18 protein-coding genes are annotated in these 17363 nt (G+C 65.3%); 6 read left to right on the forward strand and 12 right to left on the reverse strand.

Annotated features, from left to right (window positions below):
- Window positions 1-15: 15 nt before the first annotated feature.
- The 8 genes from AC1RRE_RS04005 to pdxH all read right to left on the reverse strand — a co-directional run bounded on the left by AC1RRE_RS04005 (window position 16) and on the right by pdxH (window position 8510).
- Window positions 16-1329 (reverse strand): S41 family peptidase, encoded by a 1314-nt coding sequence (locus tag AC1RRE_RS04005; protein WP_492979799.1) that lies wholly within the window; start codon window positions 1327-1329, stop codon window positions 16-18.
- Complete coding sequence (locus AC1RRE_RS04010; RefSeq protein ID WP_492979800.1) at window positions 1329-2540, reverse strand: murein hydrolase activator EnvC family protein; 1212 nt, start codon at window positions 2538-2540, stop codon at window positions 1329-1331. The genes AC1RRE_RS04005 and AC1RRE_RS04010 overlap by 1 nt, the downstream gene beginning before the upstream one ends.
- Complete coding sequence (gpmI, locus tag AC1RRE_RS04015) at window positions 2533-4128, reverse strand: 2,3-bisphosphoglycerate-independent phosphoglycerate mutase (RefSeq protein WP_492979801.1); 1596 nt, start codon at window positions 4126-4128, stop codon at window positions 2533-2535. The genes AC1RRE_RS04010 and gpmI overlap by 8 nt, the downstream gene beginning before the upstream one ends.
- Window positions 4129-4224: 96 nt before the next feature.
- Window positions 4225-4695: a 23S rRNA (pseudouridine(1915)-N(3))-methyltransferase RlmH gene (locus AC1RRE_RS04020; protein ID WP_492979802.1), complete on the reverse strand. Its 471-nt coding sequence runs from the start codon at window positions 4693-4695 to the stop codon at window positions 4225-4227.
- Window positions 4696-4747: 52 nt separating this feature from the next.
- On the reverse strand, window positions 4748-5251 hold the full coding sequence (rsfS, locus tag AC1RRE_RS04025; RefSeq protein WP_492979803.1) for a ribosome silencing factor: 504 nt from the start codon (window positions 5249-5251) through the stop codon (window positions 4748-4750).
- Between the two features lie 305 nt (window positions 5252-5556).
- Window positions 5557-6906, reverse strand: a complete 1350-nt coding sequence (locus AC1RRE_RS04030; RefSeq protein ID WP_492979804.1) for an ArsB/NhaD family transporter — start codon at window positions 6904-6906, stop codon at window positions 5557-5559.
- A gap of 75 nt (window positions 6907-6981) precedes the next feature.
- On the reverse strand, window positions 6982-7914 hold the full coding sequence (locus AC1RRE_RS04035; protein WP_492979805.1) for a cation diffusion facilitator family transporter: 933 nt from the start codon (window positions 7912-7914) through the stop codon (window positions 6982-6984).
- Window positions 7915-7922: 8 nt separating this feature from the next.
- Window positions 7923-8510: a pyridoxamine 5'-phosphate oxidase gene (pdxH, locus tag AC1RRE_RS04040; protein WP_492979806.1), complete on the reverse strand. Its 588-nt coding sequence runs from the start codon at window positions 8508-8510 to the stop codon at window positions 7923-7925.
- A 151-nt stretch (window positions 8511-8661) separates the two neighbouring features.
- On the opposite strand from pdxH, the gene AC1RRE_RS04045 reads away from it, so the two are divergent.
- From AC1RRE_RS04045 to AC1RRE_RS04055, 3 genes are all read left to right on the forward strand, one after another.
- Complete coding sequence (locus tag AC1RRE_RS04045; RefSeq protein ID WP_492979807.1) at window positions 8662-9177, forward strand: RT0821/Lpp0805 family surface protein; 516 nt, start codon at window positions 8662-8664, stop codon at window positions 9175-9177.
- A 192-nt stretch (window positions 9178-9369) separates the two neighbouring features.
- A complete protein-coding gene (locus tag AC1RRE_RS04050) occupies window positions 9370-10092 on the forward strand; it encodes a DUF4175 family protein (RefSeq protein WP_492979808.1) in 723 nt (240 codons plus the stop codon).
- 78 nt (window positions 10093-10170) lie between these two features.
- The gene (locus AC1RRE_RS04055) at window positions 10171-10848 is read left to right on the forward strand and encodes a hypothetical protein (RefSeq protein ID WP_492979809.1); all 678 of its coding nucleotides are present in this window, start codon (window positions 10171-10173) and stop codon (window positions 10846-10848) included.
- A gap of 11 nt (window positions 10849-10859) precedes the next feature.
- On the opposite strand, the gene fabF is transcribed toward AC1RRE_RS04055, so the two are convergent.
- Window positions 10860-12125, reverse strand: a complete 1266-nt coding sequence (fabF, locus tag AC1RRE_RS04060; RefSeq protein ID WP_492979810.1) for a beta-ketoacyl-ACP synthase II — start codon at window positions 12123-12125, stop codon at window positions 10860-10862.
- A gap of 104 nt (window positions 12126-12229) precedes the next feature.
- Between fabF and AC1RRE_RS04065 the strand changes: the two genes are divergently transcribed.
- Together AC1RRE_RS04065 and AC1RRE_RS04070 are read left to right on the forward strand one after the other, a co-directional pair.
- Window positions 12230-12697, forward strand: coding sequence for a MarR family winged helix-turn-helix transcriptional regulator (locus tag AC1RRE_RS04065; RefSeq protein WP_492979811.1), 468 nt, complete (start codon window positions 12230-12232; stop codon window positions 12695-12697).
- 24 nt (window positions 12698-12721) lie between these two features.
- Window positions 12722-13165 carry a DUF3237 domain-containing protein gene (locus AC1RRE_RS04070; RefSeq protein WP_492979812.1) on the forward strand — a complete coding sequence of 148 codons (444 nt, stop codon included), beginning with the start codon at window positions 12722-12724 and terminating at the stop codon, window positions 13163-13165.
- Here the strand turns inward: AC1RRE_RS04070 and AC1RRE_RS04075 are convergent.
- The 3 genes from AC1RRE_RS04075 to rnhB form a co-directional block, all read right to left on the reverse strand.
- Entirely contained in the window at window positions 13162-14277 is a 1116-nt protein-coding gene (locus AC1RRE_RS04075) for a PAS domain-containing protein (protein ID WP_492979813.1), read from the reverse strand. The two genes, AC1RRE_RS04070 and AC1RRE_RS04075, sit on opposite strands and share 4 nt — an antisense overlap.
- A 129-nt stretch (window positions 14278-14406) precedes the next feature.
- A complete protein-coding gene (locus tag AC1RRE_RS04080) occupies window positions 14407-15453 on the reverse strand; it encodes a site-specific DNA-methyltransferase (RefSeq protein WP_492981330.1) in 1047 nt (348 codons plus the stop codon).
- 292 nt (window positions 15454-15745) lie between these two features.
- Window positions 15746-16393 (reverse strand): ribonuclease HII, encoded by a 648-nt coding sequence (gene rnhB, locus AC1RRE_RS04085; protein WP_492979814.1) that lies wholly within the window; start codon window positions 16391-16393, stop codon window positions 15746-15748.
- Between the two features lie 147 nt (window positions 16394-16540).
- On the opposite strand from rnhB, the gene AC1RRE_RS04090 reads away from it, so the two are divergent.
- The gene (locus AC1RRE_RS04090) at window positions 16541-17362 is read left to right on the forward strand and encodes a crotonase/enoyl-CoA hydratase family protein (protein ID WP_492979815.1); all 822 of its coding nucleotides are present in this window, start codon (window positions 16541-16543) and stop codon (window positions 17360-17362) included.
- Window position 17363 lies beyond the last annotated feature (1 nt).

Consider the following 17363-nt stretch of genomic DNA (forward strand, 5'->3'; position numbering starts at 1 on the left):
ATCCGGACCGCAGGGTCACTTGCGAGCGGACGGCTTGGGCGGCGCGCGCAGCGCTTCCATCGCAGCCTGCAGCACCAGGTCCGGACCGTCCTGTCCCGGCGTCGGCACGGCGGCCGGCGGCGTGACGGTGTTGGTCGGGGCGGTCTGCGGCTTGTCTTCCTCGGTCTCGCGCGTGCCGGTCATCTGGCGGCGCTCTTTCAGTGCCGCGGCGATCTGGCGGTCGCGCTCGTTCCAGGCTTCGACATCGGCGCTGATGCCGACCTTGTCGATCGACCGGCCCGACGGCGTGAAATAGCCCGCGGTGGTCAGCTTCATGCCGCCGAACTCGCCCAGCGGAATCATGGTCTGCACCAGGCCCTTGCCGAAGGTGGTATTGCCCACCAGCACGGCGCGGTGATGATCCTGCAGCGCGCCGGCGACGATTTCAGAGGCCGAGGCCGAGCCGCCGTTGATCAGCACGGCCATCGGCTTGCCATCGGCGACATCGCCGCGCTTGGCGTTGTAGCGCTGGCCTTCATCGGCCGTGGCGCGCAGCGCGCGGGTGGAGACGATCTCGCCCTGGTTCAGGAAGCTGTCCGAGACCGAGATGGCCTGATCCAGCAGGCCGCCCGGATTGTCGCGCAGGTCGACGATATAGCCCTTCAGTTCGGGGCCCATCTCGCTCTTCAGCTTGTCGATGGCGGCGACCAGGTCCTGGGTGGTGTGTTCGTTGAAGGACGAGATGCGCAGGTAGGCGAACTCGCCCTCGCGGCGCGAGCGCACCACGCGGGTCTTGATCACCGCACGGGTGATCTTGATGTCGAAGTTCTTGGCCGCGTTGTCGGCGCCACGGCGCACGGTCAGCACGATGTTGGTGTTCGGCGCGCCGCGCATCTTCTCGATCGATTCCTGCAGCGACTTGCCCATCACCGGCTCGCCATCGAGATGGGTGATCAGATCGCCCGGCAGTACGCCAGCCTTCTGCGCCGGCGTGTCGTCGATCGGCGACACCACCTTGATCAGGCCGCTTTCCTGCGTGACCTCGATGCCCAGCCCGCCGAATTCACCACGGGTCTGCACGCGCGCTTCCTGGAAGCTGCGCGGCGGCATGTAAACCGAATAGGGGTCGAGCGAGGTGAGCATGCCGTTGATGGCGTGCTCCATCAGCTCCTCGTCCTTGGTTTCCTTGTAGTAGTCGTTGCGGACGCGCTCGAAAATCTCGCCGAAGAGATTCAGCTGCCGATACGTTTCATTGGCCTGCAGGTTGCCCACCTTGCTGGGGGCCGCGAACAGCGCGACTGATCCCATCAATGCAAAAGCACAGACGCCACCGAGGAGGAAATTGCGCATCAGCCGCTTACCTTTCTGTCGCCCGAGGCCAGCCAGGGCAGGGGGTTTACAGTTTCACCCTTGCGCCTCAGTTCGAGATATAGGACGGGTTTGTCGCCTGGGGAGTTGCTTAGCAGGCCAACCGGCTCTCCGGCGAGAACCCATTGACCGACCGCGCGGTCGATCCGTCCAAATCCCGCCAATAAGCTATGGTATCCACCGCCATGGGCGATAATCAAGAGTTGCCCGTAACCGCGGAACGGTCCGGCAAACATCACTTTGCCGTCAGCCGGGGCGATCACCTGGGCGCCGGGGCGGGCTTCGATGCGCAATCCGCGTAGCGGGACACCGTTTTCGTCCGACTGACCGAAGCGTCCGGTGATGCGTCCGCGGGCCGGCAGGGCGGCGCTGCCCTCCAGGGCGGCATAGGCCTCCGGCGGGTCGGGACTGGTGCTGCCGCCGCCTTTGGCGGAGGGAATCTTGCGGGCCGCCTCGGCTGCCCGGCGCTCGGCATCCCGGCGTTCCTGCTCCAGCAGGCGGTCGACCAGGGCGCGCAGATCCTTGGCCTGGGCGGCCAACTGGCCCGCCTTTTCCCGCTCGGAATCGCGCTCTTCCGCCGTTTGTGCGGCAGCGGCATGGGTTTCGGCCTGCAGGAATTCCAGGTCCCGGCGCTCATGGTCGAGCTGGGTTATGGCGCGGCCCAGGCGTTCCTGCTCGGCCGCCACCCCCTGGCGCAGGCGGGCCAGCCGGGTCAGTTCGGTCTTCAGGCTGGCGGCCCGGTTTTCGATCTCCGGCACCAGGGCGGCCATCAGCTGGCTGGCCCGGACCATGTCGAGTGCGGACCCGGGTGCCAGGACCATCGCCTCGGGCGGCTGACGGCTGAGCTGCGCTAGGCTGGCCAGCGTCTGCGCCAATTCGCCGCGGCGGGTTTCCAGGGCTTCGCCGGCCGCTTTCTCGTCCTGAAGCAGCCCGGCCAGCTTGTCCTCGCTCTGGGAGACCAGGTCTTCCTGGGTCTGCAGCTTGCGGGCAGCCGTCACCAGCTTCTTCTGAAGGTCGCGCTGCTTCTGCGCCAGCTTGGCCGCTTCCTGGCCCAGCTCGCGTTCACGGTCGCGGCTTTCCTGCAGGCGCTTCTGCACGTCCTGCAACTGCTGCTGCGGGGCATTTGTCTGGGCAAAGCTGCTCGCCGGCGCGCTCAGCGCCAGGCCGGTGAGCAGGAGAAGCAGTTTACGCAAGGCGGCGGGCAGTCTGCTGGTTGTTGGCGGAAGCGGAAGACGGCGTGGCGAGGATGCGGCCGGTCATGTCTTTGGGTTGCGGCAGCCCGAGGAAATGCAGCAGCGTCGGCGCGATGTCGCACAGGCGGCCATCGCTCAAGGCATAAGCATCCGTGCGCGCGCCACCGGTCAGCAGCAGCGGCACCGGATTGGTGGTGTGCTGCGTATGCTGCTGGCCGCTGCTGCGATCCATCATCTGTTCCAGGTTGCCGTGATCGGCGGTGATCAGCAGCACGCCGTCCATCTGCTTCACGGCGGCTTCCACCTTGGCGATGCAGGCATCGATGGTTTCGGCCGCCTTGATCGCCGCCGGCATCGAACCGGTATGGCCCACCATGTCGGGGTTGGCGTAGTTCACGATCACCAGATCGTATTTGCCCGATGTAATGGCGGCGCAGAGCTTGTCGGTCAGTTCCGGCGCCGACATCTCGGGCTGCAGGTCATAGGTCTTCACCTTGGGCGATGGTACCAGGATGCGGTCCTCGCCCTTGAAAGGCTGCTCTTCGCCGCCATTCATGAAGAAGGTGACATGCGCGTATTTCTCGGTCTCGGCGATGCGCAGCTGGGTCTTGTCGGCCTGCGCCAACACTTCACCAATCGTGTTGGGATAGCGCATCGGCGCATAGGCCGTGGCCAGAAACGCATTCAGCGCGGTCGAATATTCAGTGAGGCCGACCGCGCCGGCAAACTTGACGACGCGATTGCGATTGAAGCCGTCGAAATGCGGATCGAGCAAAGCGGTAAGGATTTCGCGCGCGCGGTCGGCGCGGAAATTCGCCATCAGCACGCCGTCGCCGTCCTTCATGCCGGCATAGCCGACGAGTGCCGTGGGGCTGATGAACTCGTCATTCTCATCGGCCGTATAGCCCTGGTCGACAGCAGCTTCCGCCGTCTGTGCGCTCTTGCCTTTGGCATCAACGACGGCGTCGTAAGCCTGGCTCACGCGCTCCCAGCGCTTGTCGCGATCCATCGCGAAGAAGCGGCCCGACACGGTGGCGAATGCAATGCCATCCACGCCGTCGATCAGCTTGCGGAAAGCGCTGAGAAAACCCAGTGCGCTTTTCGGCGGCGTGTCGCGGCCGTCGGCGAACATGTGAATCTTCACCGGCACGCCGGCCTTGGCGAAAATCTTCGCCACCGCGGCCATGTGATCCTGATGCGAATGCACGCCGCCATCCGACAGCAGGCCGAGCAGATGCAGTGCGCCCTTGCTTGCCTTCAGGGTCGCGATGAGTCCGGTCAGTGCCGCGTTCTGTGCCAGTGAGCCATCTGCCACGGCATTGTCGAGGCGGCCGAGATCGGGCACCGCGATGCGGCCGGCGCCGATATTCATATGGCCGACTTCGGAATTGCCCATCTGGCCATCGGGCAGACCGACATCGCGGCCGGACGTACCGACCTTGGCGAACGGGCGGGTTTCCAGCATGCGGCGGTAATTGGGCAGGTTGGCCTGGGCCAGGGCATTGTCGGCCGGATCGTCGCGCAGGCCCCAGCCGTCGAGGATGCACAGGACGACGGGCTTACGGTTGCTATCGGTGCTCTGGGTCATGGCGGATTTTAGCGATTCTTCAGGGTATTGAGGGCTTGCGTCTTACATAGCGCAGACCGGCTCGTCCGTCACGCCGGCCTTTCCGAAATCACGCCCCTAATCGCGGTGATAAGGATGGCCGGTCTGCAGGCTCCAGGCGCGGTAGAGCTGTTCCAGCAGCATGACCCTGGCCAGCAAATGCGGCCAGGTCATGGCGGAGAGCGACAGCGCCAGCCGGGCCTTGGCCACCAGGGTGGCATCCAGCCCGTCGGCGCCGCCGATCACGAAGGCCACATCCTGTTCGTCATGGTCGCGCCACTGGGTCAGCAGCTCGGCGAAATGGCGACTGGAGAGGCTTTTGCCGCGTTCATCCAGCGCGACGATCACAGCGCCCTTGGGCAAGGCGGCCAGCAGCAGGTCGGCCTCGCGACTTTTACGGTCGGCCACGCTGCCGCCCTGCTTGCGGTCTTCGACTTCGCGGATGGTGACGGGCCAGGGCAGCCGCTCACGATAGCCCTCGATCAGGCTCTGGGCGGCATCATGCTTGGCGCGGCCGGCCTTGCCGACGCAGGCAATGGTGATTTTCATGGCGTGATTATCATGCCGCCAGCCTGACGCGCCGGCGGCATGGTTTCAGTCTTCAGGCCGCAGCCGGTTCGGGGATCGTCGCACCGCCCCACATCTTTTCCAGATTGTAGAAGCTGCGCACTTCCGGGCGGAAGATATGCACCACGATGTCGCCGGTATCGATCAGTACCCAGTCACCCACCGCCTTGCCCTCGGCGCGTACCTTGCGGCCGGTTTCCTTGGTGATGCGCTCGACCAGATGTTCGGCGATGGCGCCGACCTGGCGCGAGGAGCGGCCCGAGGCGACCACCAGGTAATCCGCGATCGAGGATTTGCCGGTCAGGTCGATCGAGACGATGTTCTCGGCCTTGTCGTCGTCCAGCGATTTCAGGATCGCCTGATGCAGTTTCAGCACGGCAGGCGGGATGGTGCTCTTCTTCGCTGCCGGCTTGGATGCAGCCTTTTGGGTTGCGGCCTTAGACGCAGCTTTGGGAGCGGCGGTCTTTTTTGCGGTTTTCGGTTTGGGGGCCGCGTTCTTTGCGGCGGTTGCCATCGCGGCCTGGGTGACCTTGGTCATCACCGTCTTCTTGGCCGGGGCGCGCTTCGGGGCCGATTTTGACTTGCTGGCAGCGGCCGGCTTCTTGGTGCCGGTCTTTGGGGCCCCGGTCTTTTGAGCGGCTGTGGTGCTCTTGGATTTAGTGCCGGCCTTGGGCTTGGACCCGGCGGCCGCAGCAGCGCCTTTGCGCGTCGTCTTGGTTGCGATGGCTCGATCCTCCTGAACAACACCCGTGATCAGGCGGCCGGACTGCCGCCCGAATCGGTGACAGTCTATCGCGACTCGGGTTATCCGACAATGAAAGTCCTGTGACCGCCCGCTAGATATCAGAAATAGCGCAGCCAAAGATAGACATGGCTGATCGCGATGCTGACCAGCATCATCGGGAAGGCATAAAGCGTGTAGGTCAGGAACCGGAAGGGGATGCCGTTGCGTTCAGCGATGCCGGCCACAGTCAGATTGGCCGAGGCGCCGATCAGCGTGCCGTTGCCGCCCAGGCAGGCGCCCAGCGACAGCGACCACCACAGTGGCCCGATCATCTCCGGGCCGCCAAACGACGGCGCCATGCTCTTGATCAGCGGGATCATGGTGGCGACGAAGGGGATATTGTCGACCACGGCCGACAGGATGGCCGAGGCCCAGAGGATCGCATAGGCGGTAAGGTTCATCTTGCCGTCGGTGGCATGCACCAGCCAGTCGGCCATCAGATGCAGCAGACCACCGACTTCGACGCCGTGCACCACCATGAACAGGCCGATGAAGAAGAAGATGGTCACCCATTCGACTTCATTGAAAGTCTCGACGGCCTTTTCCTGCTGGGTCGACGGTGGATGGCCATAGTGATCCAGCATCATCAGCACGGCGGCACCCAGCATGGCAATGCTGCCCGGTTCCAGATGCAGCGGCCGGGCCAGCACGAACGTCACCATCACGGCGCCGATCACCACCAGCGACTGCTTCAGGAGCGGCCAGTCCTTGATGCAGTCGCGTGGCGTCATCGCCATCACCTTGGCCTTGTCGCCGGCCACGGCCTGCATCTTGCGGCCCCAGACCATGTGGGTCATCACCAGCTGCGCCGCCATGACCACGACGACGACCGGCGCCAGGTTGATGACGAAATCATTGAAGCTGAGGTCGACCAGCGATCCGATCAGGATGTTCGGCGGATCGCCGATCAGCGTTGCGGTGCCGCCGATATTGGAGGCGAAGATCTCGGCAAACAGGAAGGGGTACGGCTCGATCTTCAGTTCGCGCGTGATCGCGAGCGTCACCGGCACGATCAGCAGCACGGTGGTGACGTTGTCGAGGAAGGCCGACAGCACGGCCGTGGTGACCGACAGCATCAGCAGCATCAGCCAGGGTTCGGCCTTGGCGCGCTGGGCCGACCAGACGCCGAGATATTCGAACATGCCGGATTTGCGCGAGATCGCCACCAGGATCATCATGCCGGTGAGCAGGAAGATGGTGTTGAAGTCGACACCGCGAATCGCCTCGGCCTGATCCAGCACGCCGACCACGATCATGATGAAGCCACCCAGCAGGGCCAGCACGGCGCGGTTCATGCGCTCGCTGATGATCAGGGCGTAGACCACCAGCAGGATGCCGGTCGAGACCCACATCGGATTCAGGCCGAACAGGACATTCGGCACGAAGGTTGCGGCGTCGGAACCGTGCATTGCTTCCCCCCTGAGGAATGCTTGATTGTGGATCGTTTATGCCGGGCCATGCCGCTGAAGGCAAGGCGGTCCCCATCAGGACCGTTTCACATAGTCGGCCACCGGCTCGTCATGGCCGGCTGGGTCCTGGTGGATGATCACCTGTGCGCCGGGAAACAGCTGCAGCACTGCAGTTTCGATCTCGTCGGAAATCTTGTGCGCTGCACGCAAGGTGATGTCGGGGTCGAGTTCCAGATGGAACTGGATGAAGGCCTGGTTGCCGGCCAGCCGCGTGCGCAGGTCATGCGCCGCGCGCGCCTGCGGGTGAGCGCGCACGACACTCAGGATGCGGTCGCGATCCGCATCGGCCATCTCACGGTCCATCAGGATGTCGAAGGCGCCGCGCAGGATGTCGACGGCGCTTTTCGCGATGACCGCCGCTACGACCAGCGCGCCGGCGGCGTCGATCCAGGCAAGGTCTGGCTGGCTGGCCAGCAGCAGGGCGGCGATCACCGTGATGTTGGTGGCGAGATCGCCAGTGTAATGCAGGCGGTCGGCGGCGACGGCGACCGACCCGGTGCGCTGCATCACGCTGCGCTGATAGATCACCAGTGCAGCTGTCAGCAGGATCGAGAAGACCATCACCGCGATACCGGCAGGCGCCGCTTCCACCGGTTGCGGATGGCGCAGGCGGCCGACGGCTTTGACAATGAGGAAGGCGGCCGATCCGGCGATCAGCAGTCCCTGCGCCAGGCCGGCCAGCGCCTCCGCCTTGCCATGACCGAAGCGATGCTCGTCATCGGCCGGCGTCAGCGCGTGACGCACCGCCAGCATGTTGACCAGCGAGGCCAGTCCGTCGATGGCGCTGTCGAACAGCGAGGCGAGCAGTGCGAGTGAGGGCGTGTGCAGCCAGGCCGCCAGCTTGGCCGCGATCAGCAGCAGCGCGACGATGACAGACGCGAGCGTCGCCCGTCGCATCAGCCGTGCTTTCTCGGCGGGATCGGTGGCGATAAAAGCCTGCGTCGCCACGGCCCGGCTCAGGGATAGAGATGCGCGGTGGTCCAGGGCGCATCCACGTTGCTGCGCCGGTAGACCAGACGATCATGCAGGCGGAACGGCTTGTCGGCCCAGAACTCGACATAGGTCGGCGCGATGCGGAAGCCCGACCAGTAAGCCGGGCGCGGCACCTCGCCGATGGCGTATTTCGCCGCGTATTTGGCGACGGCGGCCTCGAGCGCGAAGCGGCCTTCCAGCGGCCGCGACTGCTGCGAGGCCCAGGCGCCGATGCGGCTGTCGCGCGGCCGCGAGGCAAAATAGGCATCGGCCTCTGCCTCGGTCACCACGCTCACCTGGCCGCGGATGCGGATCTGGCGGCGCAGGCTTTTCCAGTGGAAGACGGCAGCGGCCTGCTTGTTGGCCAGCAGCTCGGTGCCCTTCTGGCTTTCGAAATTGGTGTAGAAGACAAAGCCCTGCTCGCCATGATCCTTGAGCAGCACCATGCGCACGTTCGGCAGGCCATCGGCATCGGATGTGGCCAGCGCCATGGCGGTGGGATCATTCGGCTCGGCCTTGGTGGCTTCATCCAGCCAGGCGGCGAATTGTGCGAAGGGCGCGGCGTCGGTCATCGGTGCGTCTCATCCTCAGGCGCAGGAAACAGCCGGAGCGGCCGTGAACCCTGACGCAATGATACCTAAACCCTGCCGCAATCCCGCCGCAATCCCCGGCCAGATTTTCCCTGTGCCGGATTATCGGCATATCTCAGGGGTCCAACCATCCATGAACGCCATTTCCCTCCGCCCGTCGAAGCCTGTCCGGCCCCGCCGCCTTGCGTCGATTGTCGCCGCTGTCGGCATCCTCGGCATGCTGGCCGCCTGCGCCAATGACAGCGGCCCGAAGCAGAATGTCGGCACCGTGCTCGGTGGCGTCGGCGGCGCTGTCGCCGGTTCGGCTTTCGGCAAAGGCTCTGGCCAGCTGGTCGGCGTTGCTGCCGGTACGCTGATCGGCGCGCTGCTCGGCTCGGAAGTCGGCAAGTCGCTCGACAAGGCCGACCGCACCTATATGGAGCGCGCCAACCAGCGCGCCCTCGAAACCACGCCGTCCGGCACCCAGGTCTCCTGGCGCAATCCCGATAGCGGCAATGCCGGTACCATCGTACCGCAGCCGGCCTACCAGGCTCCGGGCGGTGAATACTGCCGCGAGTTCCAGCAGACCATCCAGGTCGGCGGCGAGACCAAGCAGGGTTACGGCACCGCCTGCCGCCAGCCCGACGGCAGCTGGAAGATCATGCACTAATTTCCCCCGGCGCCCCCCCCCCCCCGCCGGGATTGAGTAGTCGCGTATTTCTTTTTCCTTCCCCCCAGACTCAGCGGCGTGTTCCCCCGAACACGCCGTCTTTTTTATGGCGCATTAACCGTTCCGGCCTAAAATGGCCCGGTCCGGACCGCAGAAGCGGGGCCGGCGTGATGTTGCAGGAGGAGACCAAGAATGGTCGCCGATATTGCCAGCGCAGGCGCATCGCCTGCCGCTCTCCAATCGCTCATGGCCGCGCGCGACGCGCTGGCCAGTTTCGCCGCTCCCCGCCAGAAGACCGAGGCCGAACAGAATCTCGACCGGATTCTGACCGACCTGAAATCCAGCAAGGGCAAGGCGGCCAAGGAAGCGGCGCGCCGCAAGCTCGAACAGCTCAAGGCCAAACTGGAGGCGCTCAAGCTCGCCGCCGGTTCGGCTGCCGCCACCGGTGATGCCAAGCTGGCGCGCAAGGTCGCGAAGGATATCCGCGATGCCGCGCGCGAACTCGGTCGCGCCCTGGCTGCCGCCGGCGAAGGTGCGGGCGCAGGGGCTGGCATCGCCATGGTGTCGGCAGCCGGAGGCGCCGCCGCCGCTCCGAAGGCCGATGCCACTGCCGCGCCGGGTACTGATCCCGCCGTCGATCCGGCCGCGAAAGCCGCCGGCGAGCAGGCCAAGGCCAACCCAAGTGGCAGCACTGGCGGCGATGACGATCTCGCCTCGCTGAAAAGCGAAGCCGCCGCCCTGGCCAGGGAATTGAAGAAGATCATGCGCAAGCTGCGCGAGACCGGATTCCACCCGCTTGACCCGAAACAGCGGGCAGACATGGAAAAGATGTTCCGCGAGGCCGATGGCGAAATCGGCGGCCTGATAGCGGCTTCCGCCCCCACGCCGGGCATGACGGTGGACGTAAACGCCTGAGATGTGTCGATTTATTAATTAACCACGTTGGGCCCGATCGGGGGTAAAGTGCCTCCATCGATCCTCCAGGAGGCCAGAATGGTCGCCGAAATCTCCGGGAAAACTGTTCCCACCGCCCTGGCGGCCGCGCAGACGACGACGGCCAAGCCCGCACGCCCGAAAACCCAGGCCGAACTGACTCTCGATCAGGTGCTGACCGACCTGAAGGGCAGCGATGGCCGTTTGGCCGAAGCCGCTGCGCAGAACAAGCTGGCACAGGCGAAAGTGAAGCTGGAAGGGCTGAAGCTCGCTGCCGGTTCGGTGGCGGCAAGCGGCGACGGCCGCTGGGCGCGCCAGGTGGCCAAGGACATCCGGGATACCGCCCGCGACATCACCCGCACGCTTTCTGGCCTGCGCGGTGCGGCTGAAAAGCCGGCCACCGATGCGACGACAGCAACCCCCGAAGTACGCGAGACCGCGGCCCAGTCGGCGGCACGCCAGATCCGCGCCCTCGAGGGCCTCGATGGTCCGGGTGGCGCGGGTCAGGTCAGCATCGACAGCGCCGATCTCGCCGACCTGAAAAGCGCGGCTGCCGATGTGGCACGCGACCTGAAGGCCGTGATGAAAAAGCTGCGCGTGACCTCGCAGAATCCCTTTGTCGAGGATCGCGACCGCGGCGAGATGGAAAGAATGTTCGGCGCCGCCGACCGTGAACTGGCAAGCCTGCGCAGCGCCTCTGCGCCCATCGCCGGCATGAAGATCAATATCCGCGCCTGAAATCTGGGCCTTCAGGCTTTCCCGACGATCACCGCCGCATTGACGCCGCCAAAGCCGAAGGCATTCGACATCGCATAGTCGATGCTCTTGCGTTGCGCCTTGTGCGGCACCAGGTCGATACCGGCGCAATGCTCGTCCACCGCATCCAGGTTGCGCGTCGGCGGCAGCAGGCCGGTGCGCACAGCGAGCGTGGCATAGATCGCCTCCACGGCGCCGGCTGCGCCCAGCAGGTGGCCGATGGCGGATTTGGTCGACGACATCGCCACGCTGTTCAGGGCTTTGGCGAACACCGTCTTCACCGCGCTGATCTCGGCAGCGTCGCCCACTGGCGTCGCCGTGGCATGGGCATTGATGTAGCCGATCTGTGACGGCTCCAGCCCGGCCTGTGCCAGTGCGATCTGCATGGCGCGCCGTGCACCGGCACCGTCATCGGGCGGTGCCGTGATGTGATGCGCATCCGCAGACGTACCGTAGCCGACGATGCGCCCCAGAATCTCTGCGCCGCGGGCTCGTGCATGCTCTTCCGACTCCAGCACCAGGATGCCGGCGCCTTCGCCCATGACAAAGCCGTCGCGCGCGGCGTCGAATGGTCGCGAGGCTTTTTCCGGCTCGTCGTTATGAGCGGTGGCGAGCGCGCGTGCCGCGCCGAAGCCGGCCAGACTGACGCGGTCGATGCAGGCCTCCGCCCCGCCGGCGATCATCACATCGGCATCGCCGGCGCGGATCAGTCGCGCGGCGTCCCCAATGGCCTGCGCGCCGGCCGCGCAGGCCGTGACCGGACAGCCGAGCGGCCCCTGCAGGCCGAAGCGGATGGAGACCTGACCGGCCGCCAGGTTGCCGAGGAAGGAGGGGATGACGAAGGGTGACAGTTTGCGCGGGCCGGCGCGTTCCACCGTGCGGGTCGCCTCGGCAATGGCCGGGAAGCCGCCGATGCCGGTGGCGATGATGCAGCCGGCACGATCGCGCGCGGCTTCATCCTGCGGCTGCCAGCCCGACTGCGTGACGGCCTCGGCGGCGGCGGCCAGCGCGAAATGGATGAAGCGGTCCATCTTGCGACGGTCTTTGGGCGGCGCGGCCGTTTCCGGATCGAAGCCGCCCTCGGCGTCATCGCCGATGTCGGGCACGATGCCGGCGACTTTGACGTTGAGATCAGACGTATCGAAGGCGGTGATGCGGCGCAGGCCGGATTGCCCGGCCGTCAACCGGGCCCAGTTGATGTCGACGCCAGCGCCCAGCGGCGTGACCAGCCCCATTCCGGTAATGACGACGTCGCGCATGGTTTCCGGGTCTCCAAAAATGATGTATATACATATAATGGTGCTACAGCTAATATCGCCCTCACCTGTTTGCAAGAGGCGTGGAACGGGTTATTCAATTGGGTATGACCCGCAGCAGACGCGCCGATACCGCCGAGACTGCCTTCCAGCAACTGCTGGATCAGGGCTGCACCGTGCTGCGCCTGCAGAACACGGCCAGGCTCGCGGCTCAGCTCTATGCCGGCTATTTCGCCCAGGTCGATCTCACCGCGCCGCAATTCGGCACGCTGGCCTATCTTCATCGCGACGGCGTCCATTCGGTCGGCACGCTGGCCGAGGCGGTGCATGCCGACCAGACCACGCTGACGCGCAACCTGCGGCTTCTGGAACAGCGCGGCCTGATCACGCAGACAGTGGCTGCTAATGATCGCCGCCGCCGGGAAATCCGCCTGACGCCGGAGGGGCGGCGGGTGTTGCAGAGGGCGCTGTTGCAATGGCAGAAGGCGCAGGCGGCGCTGATCGAAAAGATCGGCAAAAGCCAGACGGCGGATTTGCATCGCCGGCTGGACGACATTCTGCCCAGGATAAAGTGACCCGCATCAAATAGGGAGCCGCCGATGCTGACACCCGTCTTCGACCTGGAAGTGCATGTGGCTGCCCCGCAGAGCATCGGTCGCGATGCCGCCGGCGAGAAGCGCTGCGTGCCCATCACCGGCGGCAAGGTCAGCGGCCAGATCAGTGGTGCGGTGCTGCCCGGCGGCGCGGACTGGCAGGTGCTGCGTTACGATGGCCTCGCCGATCTCGATGCGCGCTACATGCTCAAACTGAACGCCGGTGCACAGGTGGAAGTCTGGAGTCGCGGCCTGCGTATCGGCCCGGCCGAGGTGATGGCGAAGTTGGCGCGCGGTGAAGCAGTCGATCCATCGGCCTATTATATGCGCACCGCGATGCGCTTCGAGACGGCAGCGCCCGATCTGCAGTGGCTGGTGCAGAGGCTTTACATCGGCATCGGCGAGCGTCGTCCGGACGCCGTGCTGCTGAAAGTCTTGTCTGTCGACTAGGCTGCGGCGCGCAGGATGCCGCGGATGCGCAGCAGCAGGCCGTGCTCGTCGGTCACCGCCTGCGCGATGGCCTCGCGCCGTGTTTCACCATCCAGCAGGCGGAACTGCACCTCGCCGGCGACCGCACCATAGCGCAGCCGGTGATAATGGTTGCGCACCGCTTCGCGGTCGTCGGGATGCACCTGGTCGAGCCAGGCAGCTAGCGCCGCCGGACAGGATTGCGGCGGCAGGCCCAGCAGGCGGTAAGTCTCATCCGACCAGGAAACATGGCCGGTCCCCGCATCCCAGTTCCAGAAGCCCAGGCCGATCAGCTGCTGCACGGCGGTGAAGTCGGCCGATTGATTCCGGTATTCGCGCTCCATTTCACGATAGCTGGTTTCGGCGGCGGTGCGGGCGCGATCCAGATCGCCGATCAGCTCGGCATGGCGCAGCCGCAGCACGACGCTTATGCGTTCGCGCTTGTTGTTGATCTGCGCGCAGAAGCACATGGCCACCAGCAGGATGACGCCGAAGAAGGCCATGATGATGGTGCTGGGTTCGCCGAACAGGAAGCCGCGCGCAAAAAACGGCGCCGACATGGCGATCATGAAGGCATAGAAGGACGGCAGGTGCACGGCGCGCGTGTTCAGCGTGCTGGTGGCAAGCCCGGCCCAGGCCACCGACAGCGCGGCCTGCAGGGCGAAGTCGCCCGGCGGATAGGCGAACCAGCCCAGCAGGCCCCAGGTGCTGCCGGTCAGCGCGCAGCCGATGGCAAAGCGCAGGCCCCAGTCCGGCCGCATGGTATCGGCGCGCAGGTCGAAGGCGTTATGGCTCTCGGTAAAGGCGTCGCGCAGGCGATCCATGTACAGCGTGGTGCCGAGATACAGCACGGTCAGGCCGGCGATCTGCCACCAGGCCAGATAGTCACGATAGATGACGAAGGCGCCGAACAGCATCGGGATCGGCGCATAGCGGGTAGCGAAGCTGTTCTGGTACAGCCGTTCGATCAGGACGACATCAACCTTGGGGTCACTGCTCTCGAGCAGAGACTCATCGTCTTCCAGCAGCCGTTGCAACAGCCCGGCCGGCACGCTTGATGATTGATCCTGCACCCACGCCCCCATGCGCGGCATGCCCGATCCGCGCGGCGGGCACACGCTATCACCCGCAGAACGGCACAGGCCAGCACGAAGCTGGCCTGTGGGACGAATGTCTTGTGGAAAACCGGCCATTCCGTGGTGCGGAATGGCCGGATGATTGGTTCAGTTGTTCAGCGGTGCCGGGATCAGTTCGGCGCGCAGTTTCTGGCGCAGCACGTCGATCGGTACCAGCTTGCCTTCCACCTGCATGTGCCAGAACACCCAGCCGTTGCAGGCGCTGGCGCCCATCACATGCGCGCCCATCTTGTGGATGGAGCCGCTGGCATCACCGGTGCTGAGGCTGCCGTCGGCGCGTACCTTGGCGGAAAACCGCCGCGAAGGATCGACCAGCACGGTGCCGGGTTGCAGCAGGCCGCGTTCGACCACCCAGCCGAACGGGATGCGCGGTTCTTCCTTCTTGGACCGGGTTACATCCACATCATCGGCGGCCGCAGGCTGCACGGTGGCGATGCGGCGCTCGGCTGCCTTGGCATAGGCGACCTCGCGTTCGATGCCGATGAAGCGGCGGCCCAGACGGCGCGCCACGGCGCCCGTGGTGCCGGAGCCGAAGAAGGGATCGAGGATCACATCGCCCGGTTTGGTCGAGGCGACGATCACCCGATGCAGCAGGGCTTCGGGCTTCTGGGTCGGATGGGTCTTGGTGCCGTTCTCGCCGCGCAGGCGCTCGCCGCCCGAGCAGATCGGGATCAGCCAGTCAGAGCGCATCTGCAGGTCTTCGTTCAGCGCCTTCATGGCGTCGTAGTTGAACGTGTAGCCGCGCGCATTCTGGTCCTTCGAACACCAGATCAGCGTCTCATGCGCGTTGGTGAAGCGCTTGCCGCGGAAATTCGGCATCGGGTTGGTCTTGCGCCACACCACGTCGTTGAGCATCCAGAACCCCAGGTCCTGCAGCTGCGACCCGAGGCGGAAGATGTTGTGATAGCTGCCGATCACCCAGATGGTGCCGTTCGGCTTCAGCAGGCGCTGGGCGGCCTGCAGCCAGGCCTTGGAGAATTTGTCGTATTCGGCAAAGGACGCGAACTTGTCCCAGTCGTCGTCGACCGCATCCACCACGCTGTCATTCGGCCGGCGCAGTTCGCCGGTGAGCTGCAGGTTGTAGGGCGGGTCGGCAAAGATGCAGTCGATCGATTCCGCCGGCAGGGCGTTCATCTGCGCGATGCATTCGCCCAACAGGATCTTGTCCAGCGGCAGGTCGGGATGCGGCACGTTCTGGGCCAGTTCGGCCTTGGGCGCCTTTGCCAGCAGCGGGCGGGTAATCGCAGCCTTGGCGCGGCTTACGGTCGCGGTGCGCTTCGCATCCGGACTGGTGCCGACGAGCCTTAGGTGACCCTTGCGAAGCCCGGCCTTGTTGCGGGACTTGCTGGTCGGATCGGTAAACGTCGGCGCCATGTGCGGATCATCCCCCTAAAACGATCCGCAAGTCATTAGATTCTTTAGGTGTTTAATTGGTTAATACTAAATCTAGAGTCAGTTGATCCCTGACAGGCGCAAAACCTAGTCTGTGGTGTTTTGTGACACCGGCGGTTTTCAGTCCGGCCTGATGCGCAGCGGTGCCGTAGCCCATGTTGCGGTCCCAGCCATACTGGGGATAGCGCAGGTGCAGCTTGGCCATGGCGCGGTCGCGCGTGACCTTGGCGATGATCGAGGCGGCGGCGATCGACATGCTCAGGGCATCGCCACCGACCACCGCGGTGGCAGGGCAGCCGATGGTCTTCGGGCAGTGGTTGCCATCGATCAGCGCATGATGCGGCGTGATGCGCAGCGCGGTCACCGCGCGGCACATCGCCAGCATGGTGGCATGGAAGATGTTGAGGCTGCCGATCTCGGCCACGCTGGCGGCGCCGATGCCGATATGGGCATGGCCGGCGCGGGTGCCGTCCATCAGCGTCTCGAACAGCAGGTCGCGTTTCGCGGTGCTCAGTTTCTTGGAATCGTCCAGGCCGCCCCAAAGTGCCTTGCGGCGGCGATCCAGAATGACGGCGGCAGCGACCACGGGTCCGGCCAGCGGGCCGCGCCCGGCCTCGTCCACGCCGCAGACCAGCCCGCCAGCGGGATCGGCCACCTTCAGCTCTATCGCGAAATCCGGCATTCCAGCCGCTCCCCCGGCGCCCTGCCAAGCTTCTGCCACGAAGCGGCAGTATAGAATGGCCGGGATGAATGAACTAGGCCGGCCGTCTTGCCCCGCTCCACGGGCCTGTGAAAAACTCTGGAAAATCGCGCGAGGAACCCAGACATCATGAGCGCCCTGCCGCAGGCTGCCCCGCCCAAGGATTCCGATGGTGAAATCCTCACCCGGCGCGAGGGCGCCATCTTCCTGATCGGCCTGAACCGGCCGGCCAAGATGAACGGCTTCACGCCGAAGATGCTGACCGAGCTCGCTGCAGCCTATACCGCCTTCGAGCATGACGCGGACGCGCGCGTCGCCGTGCTCTATGCGGAAGGACCGCATTTCACCGGCGGCCTCGACCTGCCCAAGGTCGCGCCGCTGATGAGCAAGGCTGACAACGACCTGCTGGTCGGTGCCGACCAGATCGATCCCTGCAACAACCGCGCGCCGTTTCGCAGCAAGCCGGTGATCGCGGCGGTGCAAGGCATTACATTCACCATTGGCATCGAATTGATGCTGGCCGCTGATCTGGTGATCGCCAGCAGCGACTGCCGTTTCAGCCAGCTGGAAGTGAAGCGCGGCATCATGGCGACAGGCGGTGCCACCATCCGCATGGTCGAGCGCGCCGGTTGGGGCAATGCGATGCGCTACCTGCTCACGGGTGACGAATTCGATGTCGCCACCGCCGTGCGGTTCGGCTTCGTGCAGGAGGTGACCGAACCCGGCGCGCAGCTGGCCCATGCGATGAAACTGGCGCAACATATCGCCGACCAGGCGCCGCTCGCCGTTTTGGCCACCCTGCGGAATGCGCGGCTGGCCGTCGAGGAAGGCCCGGATGCGGCCGTGAGGGATTTCCGGCCGACCCAGCGCGCACTGATGGCCAGCGAAGACGTTAAGGAAGGGGTCGCCAGCTTCGTCGAGCGCCGGCCCGCGACATTCAAGGGAAAATAGT

It is taken from the genome of Ferrovibrio sp. GW821-FHT12D07 (assembly GCF_058807275.1).